Here is a 17,587-nt window from a genome sequence, read left to right as displayed (position 1 = left end):
AGATTAGCTGTAGCCTTCGCGGCTGTCAGTACTGGTGCACCCCCCGGAGGTGGCGATGGCCGCAACGCTCAAGGACGCGACGGCGATAGTCGGTATCGGCCAGACCCCCTTCGCCAAACAACTACCCCAAACGGAGAAGGAATTGGCCTGCCGGGCCATACTGGCCGCGCTCGCCGACGCCGGCATCGCCCCGTCCGAGGTCGACGCCTTCGCCTCCTACACGATGGAGGAGACCGACGAGGTCGAGGTCGCCAAGGCCATCGGCGCCGGCGACGTCACCTTCTTCTCCAAGATCGGCTACGGCGGCGGCGGTTCCTGCGCCACCGTCGGCCACCTCGCGGCCGCCGTCGCCACCGGCCAGGCCACCGTCGGCGTCGCCTGGCGCTCCCGCAAGCGCGGCTCGGGCCCCAGACCCTGGAAGAACACAGCCGTCCAGCTGCCCACTCCCGGCCAGTGGACCCGCCCCTTCGGGCTGCTGCGCCCCGCCGACGAGATCGGCATGCTGGCCCGCCGCTACATGCACGAGTACGGGGCCACCCGCGACCACCTCTTCAACGTGGCGATGGCCTGCCGCAACCGGGCCAACGAGAACCCGGCCGCGATGATGTACGAACGCCCGCTGACCCGCGAGATGTACATGACCTCCCGCATGATCAGCGACCCGCTCTGCCTCTTCGACAACTGCCTGGAGACCGACGGCGCCCTGGCCTGCGTGATCGTTTCCGCCGAACGGGCCCGGGACTGCCGCCAGAAGCCCGTCTACGTGCACTCCGTCGCACAGGGCCTGCCCGCCCAGCACCACGGCATGGTCAACTACTGGAACGACGACCCACTCTCCGGCCCCGCCTGGACGGCCGCCCGACACCTGTGGAAGCAGGCCGACTTCGGTCCGCAGGACGTGGACGTCGCCCAGATCTACGACGCCTTCACTCCGCTCATCCCGCTGTCCCTGGAGGGCTACGGCTTCTGCGGGCGCGGCGAGGGCGCCGCCTTCACCGAGGGCGGCGCACTGGAGATGGGCGGCCGGCTCCCGATCAACACCGGGGGCGGCGGGCTCAGCGAGGCCTACGTGCACGGCTTCAACCTGATCAACGAGGGCGTCAAGCAGCTGCGCGGGATCTCCACCGCCCAGGTGCCGGACGCCGCGACCTGCCTGGTGACCGCGGGCGAGGGTGTCCCGACGTCCGCGATCCTGCTGCGAGCCTGAGCGGCGGCCCGCCGCCCCGAGCCAGAGCCGCCCGAGCCAGAGCCGCCCGAGCCCCGAGGAGGGCCACGCCATGACCACCCGCACCACCGAGGAATCGCTCCTGCTCCCCGTCCCCGACGAGGACGGCGCCCCCTTCTGGGAGTACGCCGCCCGGGGGGAACTGCGCATCCAGGCCTGCGCCACGTGCGGCAGACTCCGCTTTCCGCCCCGGCCGTGCTGCCCGCACTGCCAGTCCTTCTCCTCGGAGTGGCGCCTGATGAGCGGCCGCGGCCGCATCTGGTCGTACGTCCGGCCGCACCCGCCGCTGCTGCCCGCCTACGCCGCGCAGGCCCCGTACAACGTGATCCTCGTGGAGCTCGCCGAGGCCCCCCACATCCGCCTGGCCGGGAACCTCGTCACCGCCCCCGACGCGCCGCTGAACTCGCTGGACCCGGCCCGGCTGCGCATCGGTGCGCGCGTCCAGGCGGTCTTCGCCGAGACGGGCGGGGTGACCGTACCGCGCTGGATCCTGGAGAAGTCATGACGCTGCGGGTGGAGCGGGACAAGGCCACCGGCGTCGCGGTCGTCACCCTGGACCGGGAGTCGAAGCACAACGCCATCGACCTCGCGACGGCCGCCGAACTGAGCGCGGTGTGGCGGGAGTTCCGCTACGAGGAGGACGTGCGGGCGGTGGTGCTCACGGGCGCTGGGACGGCCGCGTTCTGCACCGGCATCGACCGGAGCGTGGACGTCCCGCAGCCCGCCTCCCCGTACTCGGTCGACGATCCGCTGGTCGCGATCGGCCCCAAGGCGGCCGACCTGTGGAAGCCGGTGGTCGCCGCCGTCAACGGGATGGCGTGCGGCGGGGCCTTCTACCTGCTGGGCGAGTCCGAGTTCATCGTCTCCTCGTCGTCCGCGACGTACTTCGACCCGCACACCGCCTACGGGATGGTGAGCGCCTACGAGGCCGTGTACATGGCGCAGCGGATGCCCTTCGGCGAGGTCGCCCGGATGTCGCTGATGGGTACGGCGGAACGGCTCTCCGCGCAGCGGGCGTACGAGATCGGGCTGGTCTCGGAGGTGACGCCGCCCGAGGAGCTGCTCCCGGCGGCCCTGCGGGTGGCGCAGACGCTGGCCGGGTTCCCGACGGAGGCCGTGCAGGGCACCGTACGCGCCCTGTGGTCGGCGAAGCTGGCGTCGCTCCAGCAGGCCCTGGCGCAGGCTCCGGCGCTGATCACGCTGGGGAACCTGGCGCCGGAGCGGCAGGCGGAGCTGTTCGGCGGGCGGCGGCCGGGGACGGAGTTCCGGCTGCGCTGATCAGCGCTTGGCCGGGGACTTGGTCGGCTTCGGCGTGGGCTTGGACGTGGGCTTGGACGTGGACGTGGACTTGGACCCGGAGGCGCCGTCGCCCGGGGTGGGGCCGCCGGTGGCGGTGTCGGTGTCGGGCGCGGCGAGGCGGCAGGTCTTGACCTCGGCGGCGTGGGACGGGTCCTCCAGGGGCACGTCGACCGTGCGGGTCTCGCGCGCCTCCAGGGTCACCCGGACCACGGACGATTCGACGACCGTGCCGGCCGCGTTCTCGCGGTACAGGTTCACCTTGACGCTCGCCTTGCGGTCGAGCCGGGAGGTGAAGCTGACGGTGGTGGTGGCCTGCTGGGGCCCCGCGCACGTGACGACCACGGCGGTGGCCGGATCGCCGGTCGGGCTCGCCGAGGGCGTGGCGGAGGCCGTGCTGTTGTTGCCACCGCTGTGGGACTTCTTCTTCTTGGTCTTGGAGCTGGAGCAGCCGCCCCCGCCGCTGCTGCTCTTGCTCTTCCCGCTGCCGCTGCTCCCGCTGCTGCTGCTTCCGCCGTGCGACGAGAACCCGGTCAGGGCGAACACCACGGCCACCAGTACGGCGGTGAATCTGATCTGACGTCCAGCCGGCACGGCTCGACCCCTCCCCCTAGGACGAATGGCCGGTCACGCTACCAGGCGCCGCACACCCAACTGGGTAAACCGAACGGTGCAGTTGCGTGACTGAACTGAACGGTTTAGTGTCATGCCTGTCGGGGCCGCAGCGGCCCCGGCCACCGCGAACCACGCGACCACACAGGGGGAACCGTCATGTCCGAGTTCAAGATCCTCGCCATCTCCGGCAGCCTGCGCGCCGACTCGCACAACACCGCCCTGCTGCGCGCCGCGCGCAAGCACCAGCCCGGCGGCCTCGACATCGAGATCTACGACGGCCTGCGCGAGCTCCCCCCGTACGACCAGGACCTCGACAACCCGCAGGACCGCCCGGCGGCCGTGGCCGACCTGCGGCGGCGCATCGCGGAGGCCGACGGGCTGCTGATCGCCACCCCCGAGTTCAACTACTCCGTCCCCGGCACCCTGAAGAACGCCCTCGACTGGGCCAGCACCGACTGGACCAAGCAGGAGGGCCTGCTCCTGAACCGCAAGCCGATCGCGATCCTGGGCGCGGCCCCGACCAACTTCGGCACGGTGCGGGCGCAGCTCGCGCTGCGGCAGGTGTTCGTGTGGACCGACAGCGACGTGGTCGTGAAGCCCGAGGTCCAGGTGTTCCGGTCGCACGAGCGCTTCGACGAGGAGGGCAACCTGACGGACGAGACCACGATCGACCTGGTCCGGCAGCTGCTCGGCGCCCTCAAGACCAAGGTCGAGGCGGCGTCGGCGCGCTGACACCGCCGGCCCGTCCACCCGCCGGGCCTTCCCGGGTGCGGGGGCCGGGGGCCGGGCGTAGCGTCGGGATCGAGACCGCACACCTCGGAGGGCCGGGCATGATCCGCAACGCACTCGGCTCGCTGATCGGTCTCATCGGAGCGGCGGCCGCCGTCTGGAGCCCCTTCCGTGCCTGGTACGACGGCCGTCACGGACGCGATTACCGCGTCCAGGACCTCTTCACCACCACCGGCATCACCGACCACAAGGCCGCGCTGATGGGGTCGCTCCTGCTCCCCTTCCTCTTCGCCGCCCTCCTGGCGCTGGTGGCGGTCCTGCGCCGCTCACGGCTGCTGATGGCGCTGGCCGGGGTCGTGGTGCTCGGCTTCGCCGTCCTGTGGATGGTCCGCCAGGGCCAGGCGGCCGGGAGCCTCACCGTCGGAGCCGACGGAAAGGGCCTCGGCGACGGAGTCGCCAACGCCTTCGGCGCCGGCGCCCTGCTGATCCTGGGCGCGGCCGTGATGCGGGGCCGCCCCGGACGCCGCACGCGGGCGACGCTGCCGCCGGTCACCCCCGACACGTCCGCCGACGGGTCCCGGGACACGCGCCCGTCCGGCGGCTGACATGGCGGCGGCCCCGGCCCCCGGGTGGGGGCGGGGCCGACCGGCAAGGCGGAGGGATCAGGCAGCGTCGACGACGCCCGAGGCCGCGACCTCGATCTTGGCGCGGGTGGCGCCCGACTGGGAGCCCAGGGACTCGATCTTCTTGACCAGGTCCGAGCCCTCGACGACCTCGCCGAAGACGACGTGCTTGCCGTCCAGCCACGGGGTGACGACGGTGGTGATGAAGAACTGCGAGCCGTTGGTGTTGCGGCCGGCGTTCGCCATCGACAGCAGGAACGGGCGGTCGTGCTTCAGCTGGAAGTTCTCGTCGGCGAACTTCTCGCCGTAGATGCTCTTGCCGCCGGTGCCGTTCTGGTTGGTGAAGTCACCACCCTGGAGCATGAACTGGGGGATGACGCGGTGGAACGGCGAGCCCGCGTAGCCGAAGCCGTGCACGCCGGTGGCGAGCTCGCGGAAGTTCTGGGCGGTCTTCGGGACGACCTCGTCGAAGAGGTGGAAGACGATGCGGCCGGCGTTCTCGCCGTCGATGTTGATGTCGAAGTAGACGTTGCTCATGGGGTCCATCCTGTCACTCCCGGTGCGTTCCGCTACCGGGAGGGGGCCCGGCCGGGGCCGAGTCGCCTCAGCCGGCCGTACGGGTACCCGTTCCCTTCGCCGCATCCAGGGCGTAAACGCAGCGGTCCTTGCTGCACGCGTAGACCACGCCCGCCTCGGCCACCGGGGCGCCCGTGATCTCCCCGCCCGTGGCCAGCTTCCAGCGGAGCTGGCCGCCCGCCGCGTCCAGGGTGTACAGGCAGTGGTCGGCGGAACCGAAGTGCACGCGGCCGTCCGCGACCGCCGGCAGGCCGGTGATCTCGCCGCCCGCCGCGAACCGCCACTTCGGGGTGCCGGTGACCGCGTCGAGCGTGTACAGCGCGCTGCCCGCGCCCAGGTGGACGCTGCCGTTCGCGACCAGGACCGGGTCCGCCGAGGAGCGCGCCTCCGTCGCGATGCGCCAGCGGTCCTTGCCGGTGGCCGCGTCGAGGGCGTAGACCGTGCCCAGGTAGTCGGCGAGGTAGACCCCGCCGCCCGTCACCGCCGCGCCCGGCGCGAAGGCCGGCGGGGCCAGGAAGACCGCGGGGGCCTCGAAGTGCCAGCGCACCCGGCCCGAGGCCCGGTCCACGGACAGGACGCGGGTGCCGGCGACGACGTAGACGTTGCCGTCGGGGGCCGGGGTCACGCGGACCGGGACGTTCCCGCAGGAGGCGGCGTCGCCGACCGGGTAGGACCAGGACTCGCGTCCGCTGCGGGCGTCCAGGGCGCGCAGCCGCGCGTCCTGCCACACGTACACCGTGCCGTCGTGGAGGACGGGGGCCGCCTCCGGGGTCTCGAAGTCGGTCTGGCCGCCGGTCAGCTCCCACAGCTTCTGGCCGTTGGACGCCTCCCAGCCCTGTACGCCGCCACCGCGCGTGGCGGTGACGACCGTGCCCCGCTCCGCCCGTACGGCGTACACCCAGGCGTCGGTGGACAGCCGCCACCGCTCGGAGCCGTCGGTGGCGTCCAGCGCGTAGAGGGAGGGGCCGTCGGAGGCGTGGATCCGGCCGTCGGCGACGGCCATGGACCAGGCGACGTCGCGCGTCTTGAACTGGCGGCGGCCGCTGGCCACGTCCAGGGCGTGCACCTCGAAGGAGGTGACGTACAGCAGGTCGCCGGCGACGGTCGGGGTGCCCCACACCTCGTTGGACATGCGGAAGCGCCACGGACGCCAGCGGCCGCTGTCCGGGGCCGGGCCGCTGCCGCCGGTACCGGGTGCGGAGGCCATGCCCGCCGCGGACGCGGGGGCCGGCACCGACGCCACGGCCGCCGAGCCGCCCGGCGGGCGGATCCAGCCGGTCGCCGAGTCCGCGGAGGCGTGCCCGGCGGGCGCCGAGGCGGTCGCGCGCGGCCCCGGCCCGATCGGCACCGGGGAGCCGCCGAGACGGACGGGCTCGCCCGAGGGCACCGGGGACCGCGGCGGGTGGTGCGGGCGCTGCGGGACGGCCTGCCCGGTGCGCGGGTCGACCCAGGGGTCGGCCTCGCGGCGGTGCGTGGCGGGCCCCGAGATCGGCCCCCGGGGTCCGGCCGCGGCGCCGGCGCCCCTGCCCGACCCGAGCGCGGGCGGCGTGGGCGGCGTACGGTGCCCCGCCCGCCGGGCCTCGATCATCGCGACGGCCCGGCCGGGCAGCCACGCCGAGGCGGTCCCGCTCTCGTCTCCGCCCTCGAACAGGTGCGGGGCGAGCTGCGCCTGCAGGTCGGCCGGGGTGGGCCGCAGGGCGGCGTCCATCTGCATGCAGGAGTCGATCAGCGGCCGCAGCTCCTCCGGGAGCCCCTCCAGGTTGGGCCCCTCGCGCAGCAGCATGAAGACCGTCTCCACCGGGTTCGCCCCGTGGTACGGCGGATGCCCGGTCGCGGCGAAGACCAGCGTCGAGCCGAGCGAGAAGACGTCGCTGGCGCCCTTGACGCTGCGCGAGTCCTTCGCCTGCTCGGGCGACATGTAGGCGGGGGTGCCGACGGCGACGTTCGTCATGGTCAGGCGGGTGTTGGAGACGCCGCTCGCGATGCCGAAGTCGATCACGCGCGGGCCGTCCTCGACGACGAGCACGTTGGACGGCTTCAGGTCGCGGTGGACCAGCCCCGCCCCGTGGATCGACTGCAGCGCCTCGGCGATCCCGGCCGCGAGCCACCGTACGGCCTGGGCGGGCATCGGCCCGCACTCGTTGACGATCTCCTCCAGGGAGGGCGCCGGCACGTAGGCGGTCGCCAGCCACGGCACGGCGGCGCGCGGGTCGGCGTCGACGACGGCCGCGGTGTAGAAGCCGGACACGGCGCGCGCCGCCTCCACCTCGCGGGTGAAGCGCACGCGGAAGAGCTGGTCCTCGGCGAGCTCGGTGCGCACCGTCTTGATCGCGACCCGCCGTCCGGACGCGGACCGTGCGAGATAGACCAGCCCCATGCCGCCGGCGCCGAGCCGTCCCAGCACCTCGAAGGGGCCGATCCGTCTCGGGTCGTGCTGCGTCAGCTGCTCCACCACTCGCCTCCACACCTCCCCGTACGGGCCCTCGCTCCGGGCCCGTGTCCACCGCGCTCGCGACCGTTACGGGGCCTTGCCCCGTGCAGGGTCTCACTCCGGGCTCCGCCCGGGTCGCGCAACCCCGATTCTGTCAGGCCCGCGCCTGGTCCGGTCCCGGCACGGCGAGCGGGGCCAGCGTGGGATAGCCCACTCGACGGCGCCTTCGACAGCGCATTCGACGCCGGATCGCGTCCGCCGGCCGCTACGGGGCCAGCCGCGTCCTGGGTTCGGAGAGGAGCCCGAAGACCGCCCCCTGATTGTCGGCCACGACCGCGATCCGCCCGTACGGGGTGTCGAAGGGGTCGGCGGTGACCCGGCCGCCGAGCCGCTGCACCGTCGCGACGGACCGGTCGCAGTCGGGGACGGCGAAGTAGGCGAGGAAGTGCGCGGGCATGATCTCCGGGAAGGCGTCGGTGATCAGGCTGCGGCCGAGGACGGCGGTCTCGCTGCCGGGCGCGCTGCCGGGCGGGGACCAGACGCGGTATTCGACACCGGCCTCGTCGTCGTTCTGGTCCTCCGGGACGTAGCCGAAGACCTTGGCGTAGAAGGCGTCCACGGCGTCGCGGGCCCGCGTGTAGACCTCGCTCCAGCAGTACGTGTACGGCTCCAGCTGGGCCTCGAAACCGTGGTGGGTGCCGGGCTGCCACAGGCCGAAGACGGCGCCGCCGGGGTCGGCGGCCATCGCGGCGGTCCCGTACGGGCCCACGGGCATCGGCTCCATCACCATCTGGCCGCCGGCGGCGCGGATGCGCTGGGCGCAGGCGTAGGCGTCGGTGGTGTAGAGGTAGACCCCCCATACGGTGGGCATCCGGCCGTCGGGCTTGGGGGCGAGGGCGGCCACGTTGCGGCCGCGGCTGTAGGCCTGCGTGTAGTGGCCGTACTCGGCGCCCGCGCTCTCGGAGAAGGTCCACCCGAAGAGCTCACCGTAGAAGCGCTTGCCGGCTTCGACGTCCGGCAGCGAGGCGTCCACCCAGCAGGGTGCGCCTTCCGCGAATGCGGCCATGAGCCCGGTTCCTTCCGTTGTGCGGGGGTGTGTACCCTCCCACCTCTCCCAGCCATGATCCGCCATGAACAGTCCGAGAACTTGTCCACAGCCTGTTGATAAGACTATTCGGGGGAAAGGGGCGGGAACCGGGCGGGGGTGGGCGGGGGCGGCGCGGCCGGTGCGTCGGGCGGCGCGAAGGCCGGATTCCGTCCCCGCGGCCCCGCGGGACCGTTCCGCGGCCGGGCCGGGGACCCCGTAACCCCATTTGCAGGCGGCCGAATAGCGCGCCGATCACCCCTCGGTAAGCTGACGGCATGACAGGACAAGTACGCACCGTCGACGGGCGTGTCGCCGGCCGGCGCGGCCAGGCGACGCGGCAGAAGCTGCTCGACTGCCTCAGCGAGATGCTCAGCTCCTCGCCGTACCGCGACGTCAAGGTGATCGACGTCGCCCGCAAGGCCGGCACCTCCCCCGCGACCTTCTACCAGTACTTCCCGGACGTCGAGGGCGCCGTCCTGGAGATCGCCGAGGAAATGGCCACCGAGGGCGCGCAGTTGACGTCGCTCGTCGAGGGCCGCACCTGGGTCGGCAAGTCCGGTTGGGCCGCAGCGGAGGAACTCGTCGAGGGCTTCCTGGACTTCTGGCGGCGCAACGACGCGATCCTGCGGGTCGTCGACCTCGGCGCGGCCGAGGGCGACAAGCGCTTCTACAAGATCCGCATGAAGATCCTGAACTCGGTCACCAACTCCCTGACGGAGTCGATGAAGGAGCTCCAGGCCAAGGGCAAGGTCGACAAGGACCTCAGCCCCGCGGCGATGGCCGGCTCGCTGGTCGCGATGCTGGCCGCGGTCGCCTCGCACCAGAAGGGCTTCCAGACCTGGGGCGTCAAGCAGGCCGAGCTCAAGCCGAACCTGGCCCTGCTCGTCCACCTCGGCATCACGGGCAAGAAGCCAACGAAGTAGCGGCGGACCCCTCCAGGGTCCGCTGCCCCCGGCCGGCTCCCGGGCCGGCGCTGTCCTTGCCGGCTCCTCCGATGCCGGCGCTGCCTCCGTCGGCTTCGATGCCGGCGCTGCCCTTGACGTCCGCCTGTGATCAGCGACGCTCCAGGCGGAACAGCCGGATCTCGCGCTCGATGCGCGCCTGGTACGTCGCGTACGGCGGCCAGAACTTCAGCACCGCCTGCCACGCCGCCGCGCGCTCCTCACCCTCCAGCAAGCGGGCCCGTACGGCGATGTCCTGGCCTCGCCAACTCACGTCCGCGTCGGGGTGTTTGAGGAGGTTGCCGGTCCATGCCGGGTGCCCGGGCCGGCCGAAGTTGGAGCCGATCAGCAGCCAGGTCGCCCCGTCGCCCTCCGGCATGCAGGCGAGCGGCGTGGTGCGCGGCTCGCCGGTCTTGGCTCCCTTGGCTGTGAGGATCACGCCCGGCAGCATCTGGGCGCTGAGCATGACCTTTCCGCGGGTCAGTTTGTGGACCGCCTTGTCCATGGCGGGGATGAAGTGCGGTGCGATCTTGGCGAACAGCATGGTCGAGGAGACCTTCTGCATCACCTTGACGCCGATGCCGGTGCCGGGGCCGGTGCCGGGGCCGGGGCCGGGATTCGCAGCCATCAGACGGCCACCTTTCGGGAAGGCGCGGGTGTGAAGAGGCCGGCGCCGTCCGCGGCGTGCGCCCGCAGCCGGTGGACCGGGCCGAAGAGGAGCTCGTCGGCCGCCGCCCGCTTGAAGTAGAGGTGCGCGTCGTGCTCCCAGGTGAAGCCGATGCCGCCGTGCAGCTGGATCGCCTCGCCCGCCGTCGTCCGCAGGGCCTCCAGGGCCTGGGCGAGCGCGAGGCCGCCCTGGTCCGGGTCCCAGGCGGCGTAGTAGGCCGCCGAGCGGGCCGCCTGGACCTGGACGTAGAGGTCGGCGAGGCGGTGTTTGACCGCCTGGAAGGAGCCGATCGCCCGGCCGAACTGCTCGCGCTGGGTCACGTACTCGACGGTGCGGGCGAGCGCCTGCCCGGCCGCGCCGACCGCCTCGGCGGCGAGCACGGCGGAGGCGGTGCGGCCGGTGGCGGCCAGGGCTCGGAGGACGGGGGAGGTGTCGGCGTGGGGCCCGCCGTCGGCGGCGTCCGCCGCAGGGTCGCCCAGCAAATCGGCCGGTACGTCGCGGAGTTGGATCCTCGCCTGCGGGCGGGTCTCGTCCAGTACGGTCTGCCGTGACCGTGCGAGACCGGGCGCGTCCTCCCGTACGAGGAACAGCAGCGTACGGCTCCGCGCGAAGCCGCCGGTGTGCGCGGCGACCAGCAGGAGCTGGGCGCTGTGCCCGTCGAGCACCTGGGCGACCTCGCCGTAGAGGCGCCAGCCGCCGCCGTCCGCGTCGGGACGGGCCTGCACTCCGCCCGCGCGGCCGCCGCCGGACCACTGGCCGGCGGTGTTGTCGCCGGTCAGCGCGAGGGCGGTGGCCAGGGACGGGCCGGGGACGGCGAGGGCGGCGGTGAGCCCGCCCGCGGCGAGCGGCGGGAGCAGCGCGGAGCGCTGGGCGGGGGTGCCGAGGGCGGTGATCAGCGGCGCGCACAGCACGGCGGTGGCCAGGAGCGGCGAGGGCGCGAGGGTGCGTCCGATCTCCTCGCAGGCCAGGGCCAGGTCGGCGGGGGTACAGCCGATGCCGCCGTACTCCTCGGCGATGGCGAGGCCCGGCAGGCCGAGCCGCTGGGCGAGCTGCTGCCACAGCTCGCGGTCGTATCCGGCGGCGGTGCGGACGGCGGCTTTGACCTCGTCCGGTCCGCAGCGCTTGCCCAGGATCTCGCGCAGGGTACGGCGCATCTCGTCCTGCTCCGCGGTGAAGGCGGCATCCATCGTCGGGCTCCTCCCCGTATCTGACGGGGCGTCATGTTAGGGCGAGCGGCGACAGATGCACAGGGGGCGGGGGGCGGGGGACTGGGTTCGTTCGGGTGCGGTTCGGGTTCGGGTTCGGGCTAGCACCTGACGTACCGTCAGATGTACCTTCACTGCATGCCTGGACTCATACCCGGAACCGGATCCCCCCGCCGCAGGGTCGCGGTGGTCGGTGTCGCCCTCTCCGACTGCGGCCGGGTGGACGGCCCCACGCCCTACGCCCTGCACGCGCAGGCCGCCCGGCGCGCCCTGGCCGACTCCGGCCTGGACCGCTCCGTCATCGACGGCTTCGCCTCCGCCGGCCTCGGCATCCTCGCGCCGGTCGAGGTAGCCGAGTACCTCGGACTGCACCCCACCTGGGTCGACTCCACCTCGGTGGGCGGCTCGACCTGGGAGGTGATGGCCGCCCACGCGGCGGACGCGATCGCCGCGGGGCACGCGAACGCCGTCCTGCTGGTGTACGGATCCACGGCCCGCGCGGACATCAAGGCCCGCCGGCGGACCTCGAACCTGTCCTTCGGGGCGCGGGGGCCGCTGCAGTTCGAGGTCCCGTACGGGCACACGCTGGTCTCCAAGTACGCGATGGCGGCGCGCCGCCACATGCACGAGTACGGGACGACGCTGGAGCAGCTGGCCTCGGTGGCGGTGCAGGCGCGGGCGAACGCGGGCACGAACCCGGACGCGATGTTCCGCGAGCCGATTACGGTCGAGGACGTTCTGTCCGGGGAGATGATCGCGGACCCGTTCACGAAGCTGCACTGCTGCATCCGCTCGGACGGCGGCTGCGCGGTGCTCCTGGCGGCGGAGGACTACGTACCGGACACGGCGAAGGCGCCGGTGTGGGTCCTGGGGGCGGGGACGTCGGTCTCGCACACCACCATGTCGGAGTGGGAGGACTTCACGGTGTCCCCGGCGGCGGTGTCGGGCCGGCTGGCCTTCGAGCGGGCCGGGCTCACGCCGGCGGACGTGGACCTGGCGGAGATCTACGACGCCTTCACGTACATGACCCTGGTGACCCTGGAGGACCTCGGGTTCTGCGCGAAGGGCGAGGGCGGGGCCTTCGTGGAGAAGGGCCGGCTGCTGCGCGACGGGGAACTCCCGGTCAACACGGACGGGGGAGGACTGTCCGCGTGCCACCCCGGGATGCGCGGCCTGTTCCTGCTGGTCGAGGCGGTCCGCCAACTCCGCGGCGAGGCGGGCGCAGGCCAGGTCACCAAACCCGGCGGCCGCCTGCCGGAGGTCGCCCTGGCCTCGGGCACGGGCGGCTGGTTCTGCTCGTCGGGGACGGTGATCCTGGGGCGGGGGTGAGGGGAGGCCGGGCGGGGGCACGACCCCCCTCTCACCGCCGCTGCGACGCGGTGGTTGCCCACCCGCCACCCTCGGCGGCGAGACGAGACTCGGCATCCGGCGAGCGGCGTCCGTCCCACCTGCAGTTCGCTCGGCCAAGCCGGCCAGGGAGGCGGGGCTTCTGGGTTCGGAACCCAGGCGTTCGGCATCAGAGAGGGTTTGGGGGTTTCCCGTCAGTCTCATCGTCTCTCCGGTTCGGGCCGGTCCACGGGTCAGAGACACGGGCACGGGGAAGCCAGGGAAGTGCGGGCCCGCTTCCCGAGTCCGGCCCGTGCCCACCGCCCGGCCCGGGCATCAGCCCGACACTCGCCCAGGGCATGGGCACGCGTGCCCCGGGCCGGGGGCGGCTCTACCTGCACGAAACAGCGCCGAGAAGCCCATCGGGAGCGGGAGACGCGTCAGATCGCTACGCGCTTCTCCCGGCTTGGCGTCCGACGCCCGTCTGGGCTGGACGTAGGCCGCCCACCGTCCTCGCGCTGTACCATCGCGGCCGTCGGCCGGCCTCTGGTGATGCCGGCCCGACGGTGGGGAGAACATGCCGGTGAGCTCAGGATCCGAATCAACGAGGTCGTGACCACCGACGAGGCCGAGGCGACCGTGGTCGTGCGGTGCATCAGTGAGCGGGTCCGTAATGCCCCCTCGGGGCTACTTGTCCTCGGCCAGGGTGTGCGCGACGAGGGCGTTGGCGTGGCCGTGGCCGAGGCCGTGCTCCGTCTTGAGCCAGGAGACGAGTTCCATGTGCTTGGTCAGCGGTGAGGAGCGGATGAGGGCCGTCCAGTCGGCGATCGGCCGGCCGTACTTCTTCTCGATCGACGGGAAGTAGCTGGCGGGGCCCTTCACGATCTCAGCCATGATGCGTCTCCTTTGGTTTGGTGCCGTCGCATGTATGACTGAGGCTGGAGCGAAAACTCATCGGTGATCGGTGGCCCGTGGTGTTCGATGGGGGGATGAGTCGTGATGAGTTTCGTGAGGTGTTGCACTCCCTGCGGGTGTGGGACCGGCCGCTTCCCGGGTTTGATGTCGGGGAGGCGCCCCCGGAGCCGTTGGGGCTGTTTCGGGAGTGGTTCGTGCAGGCCGCCGGGGCGGGGCAGTTGGAGCCGCACACCATGACGCTGGCGACGGTGGACGCGGAGGGGCGGCCCGACGTGCGGACGTTGATGCTGCACGACGTCGACGGGCGGGGGTGGCACTTCGCCTCGCATTCCGGCAGCGCCAAGGGGCGGCAGTTGGCCGGGCGGCCGGAGGCGGCGATCGGGTTCTACTGGGCCGCGGTGGGGCGGCAGGTGCGGATTCGGGGGCGGGTGAGTGCCTGCGGGGCCGAGGAGAGCCGGGCGGATCTGGCGGTGCGGTCGCGCGGGGCGCTGGCCGCTGCGCTGACCGGGCGGCAGAGTGAGGTGCTCGGCTCCGTCGAGGAGTTGGCGCGGGCGTCGGCGGCCGCGTGGGAGCGTGCCGGGGCCGAGCCGGACGCGCCGGCCCCGACGTGGACCCGGTACGTGCTGGACGCCTCCGAGGTGGAGTTCTTCCAGGGGGATGCCGCGCGGCGTCACGTCCGGCTGCGGTATCGGCGCGGGGGTGCGGGGGACTGGGTGCGCGAGTTGCTCTGGCCTTAGGGCCGGTTACGGCTTGAACACCGGGATCCAGGTGCCTTCCGCCGCCTCCCGGAAGGAGACGCGCAGGGGCATTCCGATGCGGAGGTCGGCCGCGGTGCAGTCCACGACCTCCGTCATCATCCGGGGGCCCTCCGCCAGGTCCACGACGGCCCCCGTGTACGGGACGCGCGTGCCGAACGGCGGGAGGTCGTTGCGGTGGATCACCGACCAGGTGTAGAGGGTGGCGCGGCCGCTCGCCTCCTCCCACGTCACCCGGTCCTCCCCCGCCCAGCAGAACGGGCAGAACTCGCGCGGGTAGTGGTGCGCCCGGCCGCAGTCCGCGCAGCGGCGCAGCAGGAGCCGGCCTTGCGCCGTCGCGGTCCAGTAGGGCCGGGTGAAGTCGTCCGCCTCGGGGAGGTCGTACCGCACCGTGGTCATGAGAAGAGTCCGATCGTCGCGTCCAGGGACCACGTCTGCCAGGACATGGCGAGGAGGGCGACCAGCGAGATGAGCGCCATCATCGCGTTCTGGCCCTGTTCGGCCCAGTCGTGGATCATGAGGATGAGGTAGAGCAGGTTCAGGAGCAGGCCGCCGACCAGCGCGATCGGGGTCAGGAAGCCCAGCACCAGGCCCAGTCCGAGGGCGAGTTCCGCGTAGACGACGATGTACGCCATCAGCCGCGGCCGGGGCTGGACGACCTTCTCGAAGCCGCCCTTCACGAAGGGCCAGCGGTGTTTGCCCGCGACGTCCGCGGCCCAGGCGATGCCGGTTCCGCGTTCGAACCAGCCCTTCTTGTCCTTGTGCCGCCAGCTCTCGAGCCACCACAGGCCGAGGCCTATCCGGAGCACGGCGAGCCATTCGGCCCCGCTGAGCCAGATGGTCTGCATCAGTACGGTCACCCCACCCCTCGATCTGACGGTACGTCAGTTCAGCGGATCCGGGGCGATCGCGCAAGGGCTAGGAGACGGCGAACAGCCGGCCGTAGCCGCCGATGCCCGCCGTCGGCGCTCCGGCCGCGCGCAGGGCCGCCCACAGGAGGGTCTGGTTCGCGGTCAGGACCGGCCGGCCGAGGGTGGTCTCCAGCGCCTCGATCGCACCGACCGCCCGGAAGCCGTTGCCGCCGATCACGACCGCGCCGGCCGTGTCCGGAACGTGCGCCGCGACCCAGTCGTGGAGGGAGTCCGGCCGGATGAGCGTCTGGCCGCTGGGCAGCTCGCACGGGGCGGCGTACGGAACCTCGAAGCCGGACTCCTCGTAGTAGCCGCGCCCCAGGTCGTTCAGGGTCTCGTCGAACCAGGGCGGGTCGACGAGGGCGAGCCGCGCGACCCCCAGGGCCCGCAGCGCCAGGACCGTGGCGGCGCAGGTGGCGACCACCGGCAGGCCGTGCGCCCGCTCCCGCAGCCGGGCCAGCATGTGCCCCTCGGCGCGGGCGCCGATCACGTAGGCGGAGCTGGTGAAGGCGAAGGCGACGGCCGCGACCGGCGCGGCCGCGAGCAGCTCGGCGGCCTCGTCCACCCCCGGCGGCTCGGCGAAGGCCCGTACGGGCACGAGCGGGATGGTCGGGTCCATCGCCCCGCCCCGCCCCATCGCACCGAAGGGCACCCGGGCGGTGTGCAGGCCGACGTCCGGCGGGGCCATGGCGCGCAGTTCCGACTCGGGGCCGACGTCGGCGTGCGGGGTGAGGACGCCGAGGCGGACACGGACGTCCCACCCGTCGGGCTGCCACATCACGCGTTCCTCTCCGAGGGGGCGGGACACCCCAGTTTGTCCGTACTTGCCCCCCTGTGCCGCAGAGCCGCGCCGACCCGTGATCGATCCGCAATCGATTCCCTCCTTGTCCGAGACCCATCAACCCAGCGTGGCGATACGCTCACACCTCATGCCCGGACTCCCCACAGCACCCGACATGACCACCCAGCCGCGCCCCGTGTACGTCATCGGCGGCGGCCCCGGCGGCCTCGCCGCGGCGGCGGCGCTGCGCGCCCGCGGGATCCGCGCGGTGGTCGTCGAGAAGTCCGACGCGGTCGGCGCCTCCTGGCGGCGCCACTACGACCGGCTCCACCTGCACACCACGCGCCGGCTCTCCGCCCTGCCGGGCCTGGCCATGCCGCGCCGCTTCGGGCGCTGGGTGTCGCGCGACAACGTCGTGCGGTACCTGGAGAAGTACGCCGAGTACCACGAGCTGGAGCTGGTCACCGGCGTCGAGGTCACCCGCGTCGAGCGCACCGCCGACGGCTGGCTCCTGCACGCCTCCGGCGGCCGCGAGCTCACGGCCGCGGCGGTCGTCGTCGCCACCGGCTTCAACCACACGCCCGCCCTCCCCGACTGGCCGGGCCGCGACACGTACGGGGGCCGGCTGCTGCACGCCGCCGAGTACCGCCACCCCGAGCCGTACGCGGGCCAGGACGTCCTCGTCGTCGGCGCCGGCAACACCGGCGCCGAGATAGCCGTCGACCTCGCCGAGGGCGGGGCCGCCCGCGTCCGGCTCGCCGTGCGCACCGCCCCGCACATCGTGCGCCGCTCCACCGCCGGCTGGCCGGCCCAGCGCACGGGCATCCTCGTACGGCGCCTGCCCGTACGCCTCGTGGACCGGCTGGGCCGCCTCGTCGCCAAGGCCTCCGTCCCCGACCTGTCGGCATACGGGCTCCCCCGCCCCGAGACCGGCCTGTACAGCAGGGTCAAGGAGGGCTCGATCCCGGTCCAGGACGTCGGCCTCATCGACGCCGTACGCAAGGGAAGGGTGGAACCGGTCGCAGCCGTGCACTCCTTCGAGGGTGACGAAGTGGTGCTCGCGGACGGCACACGACTCACACCGGACGCGGTGATCGCGGCCACCGGCTACCGCCGCGCCCTGGAGGGCCTGGTCGGCCACCTGGACGGCGTCCTGGACGACCGCGGCCGCCCCCGCGCACACACGCCCCCGGGCCTGCACTTCACCGGCTTCACGAACCCCATCAGCGGCATGTTCCGCGAAATGTCCCTGGACGCGCAGAAAATCGCCAAGGCGCTCTCCCGCCACCTCGGCACGACAACGTGAGCCGGGGACGACCGCGCCGGGGCCGGGGGCGGGGTGGGGTGTCGTCCGGGACTAAAACGAGATGACTTCGGCGCGAGCCACCGCCCGGCAGAGCAACCGCCCCAGGGCGCCGAACATCGAAGCCCGTCCCGGACGACACCCCACCCCGCCCCCGGCCCGGGGGGGGCCGGGGCCGCCCGGGGGGGGGGTGGCGGGCGG

The 17,587-nt window shown here is 73.1% G+C and carries 19 protein-coding genes; 9 read left to right on the top strand and 10 right to left on the bottom strand.

Annotation, left to right across the window (positions count from 1 at the left end; translation table 11 throughout):
- Positions 1–55 precede the first annotated feature (55 nt).
- The 3 genes from ACFTXQ_RS27615 (at position 56) to ACFTXQ_RS27605 (ending at position 2,503) form a co-directional block, all read left to right on the top strand.
- Positions 56–1,207: a lipid-transfer protein gene (locus ACFTXQ_RS27615; RefSeq protein ID WP_382645360.1), complete on the top strand. Its 1,152-nt coding sequence runs from the start codon at positions 56–58 to the stop codon at positions 1,205–1,207.
- Positions 1,208–1,277: 70 nt separating this feature from the next.
- Positions 1,278–1,730 carry a Zn-ribbon domain-containing OB-fold protein gene (locus ACFTXQ_RS27610; protein ID WP_382645357.1) on the top strand — a complete coding sequence of 151 codons (453 nt, stop codon included), beginning with the start codon at positions 1,278–1,280 and terminating at the stop codon, positions 1,728–1,730.
- A complete protein-coding gene (locus tag ACFTXQ_RS27605) occupies positions 1,727–2,503 on the top strand; it encodes an enoyl-CoA hydratase/isomerase family protein (RefSeq protein ID WP_382645355.1) in 777 nt (258 codons plus the stop codon). Before ACFTXQ_RS27610 ends, ACFTXQ_RS27605 begins: the two co-directional genes overlap by 4 nt.
- Here ACFTXQ_RS27605 and ACFTXQ_RS27600 read toward each other — a convergent pair whose 3' ends face one another.
- Positions 2,504–3,115: a hypothetical protein gene (locus ACFTXQ_RS27600; protein WP_382645352.1), complete on the bottom strand. Its 612-nt coding sequence runs from the start codon at positions 3,113–3,115 to the stop codon at positions 2,504–2,506.
- 177 nt (positions 3,116–3,292) lie between these two features.
- On the opposite strand from ACFTXQ_RS27600, the gene ACFTXQ_RS27595 reads away from it, so the two are divergent.
- Together ACFTXQ_RS27595 and ACFTXQ_RS27590 are read left to right on the top strand one after the other, a co-directional pair.
- Entirely contained in the window at positions 3,293–3,868 is a 576-nt protein-coding gene (locus tag ACFTXQ_RS27595) for an NADPH-dependent FMN reductase (RefSeq protein ID WP_382645349.1), read from the top strand.
- A gap of 98 nt (positions 3,869–3,966) precedes the next feature.
- On the top strand, positions 3,967–4,470 hold the full coding sequence (locus ACFTXQ_RS27590) for a hypothetical protein (protein ID WP_382645346.1): 504 nt from the start codon (positions 3,967–3,969) through the stop codon (positions 4,468–4,470).
- A 57-nt stretch (positions 4,471–4,527) separates the two neighbouring features.
- Here the strand turns inward: ACFTXQ_RS27590 and ACFTXQ_RS27585 are convergent, their stop codons facing one another.
- The 3 genes from ACFTXQ_RS27585 to ACFTXQ_RS27575 form a co-directional block, all read right to left on the bottom strand.
- The gene (locus tag ACFTXQ_RS27585) at positions 4,528–5,025 is read right to left on the bottom strand and encodes a peptidylprolyl isomerase (RefSeq protein WP_382645343.1); all 498 of its coding nucleotides are present in this window, start codon (positions 5,023–5,025) and stop codon (positions 4,528–4,530) included.
- 67 nt (positions 5,026–5,092) lie between these two features.
- The gene (locus ACFTXQ_RS27580) at positions 5,093–7,516 is read right to left on the bottom strand and encodes a PQQ-binding-like beta-propeller repeat protein (protein WP_382645340.1); all 2,424 of its coding nucleotides are present in this window, start codon (positions 7,514–7,516) and stop codon (positions 5,093–5,095) included.
- 244 nt (positions 7,517–7,760) lie between these two features.
- Positions 7,761–8,561: a VOC family protein gene (locus ACFTXQ_RS27575; protein ID WP_382645338.1), complete on the bottom strand. Its 801-nt coding sequence runs from the start codon at positions 8,559–8,561 to the stop codon at positions 7,761–7,763.
- A gap of 296 nt (positions 8,562–8,857) precedes the next feature.
- Between ACFTXQ_RS27575 and ACFTXQ_RS27570 the strand changes: the two genes are divergently transcribed.
- Positions 8,858–9,505, top strand: coding sequence for a TetR family transcriptional regulator (locus ACFTXQ_RS27570; RefSeq protein WP_382645336.1), 648 nt, complete (start codon positions 8,858–8,860; stop codon positions 9,503–9,505).
- A 130-nt stretch (positions 9,506–9,635) separates the two neighbouring features.
- Here ACFTXQ_RS27570 and ACFTXQ_RS27565 read toward each other — a convergent pair whose 3' ends face one another.
- On the bottom strand, positions 9,636–10,151 hold the full coding sequence (locus ACFTXQ_RS27565) for a nitroreductase family deazaflavin-dependent oxidoreductase (protein ID WP_382645333.1): 516 nt from the start codon (positions 10,149–10,151) through the stop codon (positions 9,636–9,638).
- A complete protein-coding gene (locus ACFTXQ_RS27560; protein WP_382645330.1) occupies positions 10,151–11,377 on the bottom strand; it encodes an acyl-CoA dehydrogenase family protein in 1,227 nt (408 codons plus the stop codon). The genes ACFTXQ_RS27565 and ACFTXQ_RS27560 overlap by 1 nt, the downstream gene beginning before the upstream one ends.
- A gap of 156 nt (positions 11,378–11,533) precedes the next feature.
- Here ACFTXQ_RS27560 and ACFTXQ_RS27555 point away from each other — a divergent pair, with 156 nt between their 5' ends.
- The gene (locus ACFTXQ_RS27555) at positions 11,534–12,724 is read left to right on the top strand and encodes an acetyl-CoA acetyltransferase (protein ID WP_382645327.1); all 1,191 of its coding nucleotides are present in this window, start codon (positions 11,534–11,536) and stop codon (positions 12,722–12,724) included.
- 684 nt (positions 12,725–13,408) lie between these two features.
- Here ACFTXQ_RS27555 and ACFTXQ_RS27550 read toward each other — a convergent pair.
- Positions 13,409–13,615 carry a DUF4287 domain-containing protein gene (locus ACFTXQ_RS27550; protein ID WP_382645325.1) on the bottom strand — a complete coding sequence of 69 codons (207 nt, stop codon included), beginning with the start codon at positions 13,613–13,615 and terminating at the stop codon, positions 13,409–13,411.
- Positions 13,616–13,710: 95 nt separating this feature from the next.
- Here ACFTXQ_RS27550 and ACFTXQ_RS27545 point away from each other — a divergent pair, with 95 nt between their 5' ends.
- Positions 13,711–14,373, top strand: coding sequence for a pyridoxal 5'-phosphate synthase (locus ACFTXQ_RS27545; protein WP_382645322.1), 663 nt, complete (start codon positions 13,711–13,713; stop codon positions 14,371–14,373).
- A 6-nt stretch (positions 14,374–14,379) separates the two neighbouring features.
- Here ACFTXQ_RS27545 and ACFTXQ_RS27540 read toward each other — a convergent pair whose 3' ends face one another.
- From ACFTXQ_RS27540 to ACFTXQ_RS27530, 3 genes are all read right to left on the bottom strand, one after another.
- Positions 14,380–14,790: a Zn-ribbon domain-containing OB-fold protein gene (locus tag ACFTXQ_RS27540; protein WP_382645319.1), complete on the bottom strand. Its 411-nt coding sequence runs from the start codon at positions 14,788–14,790 to the stop codon at positions 14,380–14,382.
- Entirely contained in the window at positions 14,787–15,239 is a 453-nt protein-coding gene (locus tag ACFTXQ_RS27535) for a DoxX family membrane protein (protein ID WP_382645495.1), read from the bottom strand. The genes ACFTXQ_RS27540 and ACFTXQ_RS27535 overlap by 4 nt, the downstream gene beginning before the upstream one ends.
- A gap of 70 nt (positions 15,240–15,309) precedes the next feature.
- Positions 15,310–16,080 (bottom strand): maleate cis-trans isomerase, encoded by a 771-nt coding sequence (locus ACFTXQ_RS27530; protein WP_382645316.1) that lies wholly within the window; start codon positions 16,078–16,080, stop codon positions 15,310–15,312.
- 151 nt (positions 16,081–16,231) lie between these two features.
- Here ACFTXQ_RS27530 and ACFTXQ_RS27525 point away from each other — a divergent pair, with 151 nt between their 5' ends.
- Positions 16,232–17,389 carry a flavin-containing monooxygenase gene (locus ACFTXQ_RS27525; protein WP_382645314.1) on the top strand — a complete coding sequence of 386 codons (1,158 nt, stop codon included), beginning with the start codon at positions 16,232–16,234 and terminating at the stop codon, positions 17,387–17,389.
- The last annotated feature ends 198 nt before the right edge of the window (positions 17,390–17,587 follow it).

This window comes from Streptomyces sp. NPDC057010 (assembly GCF_042673805.1).
Lineage (GTDB): Bacteria > Actinomycetota > Actinomycetes > Streptomycetales > Streptomycetaceae > Streptomyces.
Note: the sequence above shows the minus strand (reverse complement) of the source record. Positions and strands in the feature narration are given on the sequence as shown.

Bases quoted from the DNA above. Each gene is read 5' to 3' on its own strand.
- ACFTXQ_RS27615 (WP_382645360.1), top strand. From the start codon at position 56: ATGGCCGCAACGCTCAAGGACGCGACGGCGATAGTCGGTATCGGCCAG.
- ACFTXQ_RS27610 (WP_382645357.1), top strand. From the start codon at position 1,278: ATGACCACCCGCACCACCGAGGAATCGCTCCTGCTCCCCGTCCCCGAC.
- ACFTXQ_RS27605 (WP_382645355.1), top strand. From the start codon at position 1,727: ATGACGCTGCGGGTGGAGCGGGACAAGGCCACCGGCGTCGCGGTCGTC.
- ACFTXQ_RS27595 (WP_382645349.1), top strand. From the start codon at position 3,293: ATGTCCGAGTTCAAGATCCTCGCCATCTCCGGCAGCCTGCGCGCCGAC.
- ACFTXQ_RS27590 (WP_382645346.1), top strand. From the start codon at position 3,967: ATGATCCGCAACGCACTCGGCTCGCTGATCGGTCTCATCGGAGCGGCG.
- ACFTXQ_RS27585 (WP_382645343.1), bottom strand. From the start codon at position 5,025: ATGAGCAACGTCTACTTCGACATCAACATCGACGGCGAGAACGCCGGC.
- ACFTXQ_RS27575 (WP_382645338.1), bottom strand. From the start codon at position 8,561: ATGGCCGCATTCGCGGAAGGCGCACCCTGCTGGGTGGACGCCTCGCTG.
- ACFTXQ_RS27570 (WP_382645336.1), top strand. From the start codon at position 8,858: ATGACAGGACAAGTACGCACCGTCGACGGGCGTGTCGCCGGCCGGCGC.
- ACFTXQ_RS27565 (WP_382645333.1), bottom strand. From the start codon at position 10,151: ATGGCTGCGAATCCCGGCCCCGGCCCCGGCACCGGCCCCGGCACCGGC.
- ACFTXQ_RS27560 (WP_382645330.1), bottom strand. From the start codon at position 11,377: ATGGATGCCGCCTTCACCGCGGAGCAGGACGAGATGCGCCGTACCCTG.
- ACFTXQ_RS27555 (WP_382645327.1), top strand. From the start codon at position 11,534: ATGCCTGGACTCATACCCGGAACCGGATCCCCCCGCCGCAGGGTCGCG.
- ACFTXQ_RS27550 (WP_382645325.1), bottom strand. From the start codon at position 13,615: ATGGCTGAGATCGTGAAGGGCCCCGCCAGCTACTTCCCGTCGATCGAG.
- ACFTXQ_RS27545 (WP_382645322.1), top strand. From the start codon at position 13,711: ATGAGTCGTGATGAGTTTCGTGAGGTGTTGCACTCCCTGCGGGTGTGG.
- ACFTXQ_RS27540 (WP_382645319.1), bottom strand. From the start codon at position 14,790: ATGACCACGGTGCGGTACGACCTCCCCGAGGCGGACGACTTCACCCGG.
- ACFTXQ_RS27535 (WP_382645495.1), bottom strand. From the start codon at position 15,239: ATGCAGACCATCTGGCTCAGCGGGGCCGAATGGCTCGCCGTGCTCCGG.
- ACFTXQ_RS27530 (WP_382645316.1), bottom strand. From the start codon at position 16,080: ATGTGGCAGCCCGACGGGTGGGACGTCCGTGTCCGCCTCGGCGTCCTC.
- ACFTXQ_RS27525 (WP_382645314.1), top strand. From the start codon at position 16,232: ATGCCCGGACTCCCCACAGCACCCGACATGACCACCCAGCCGCGCCCC.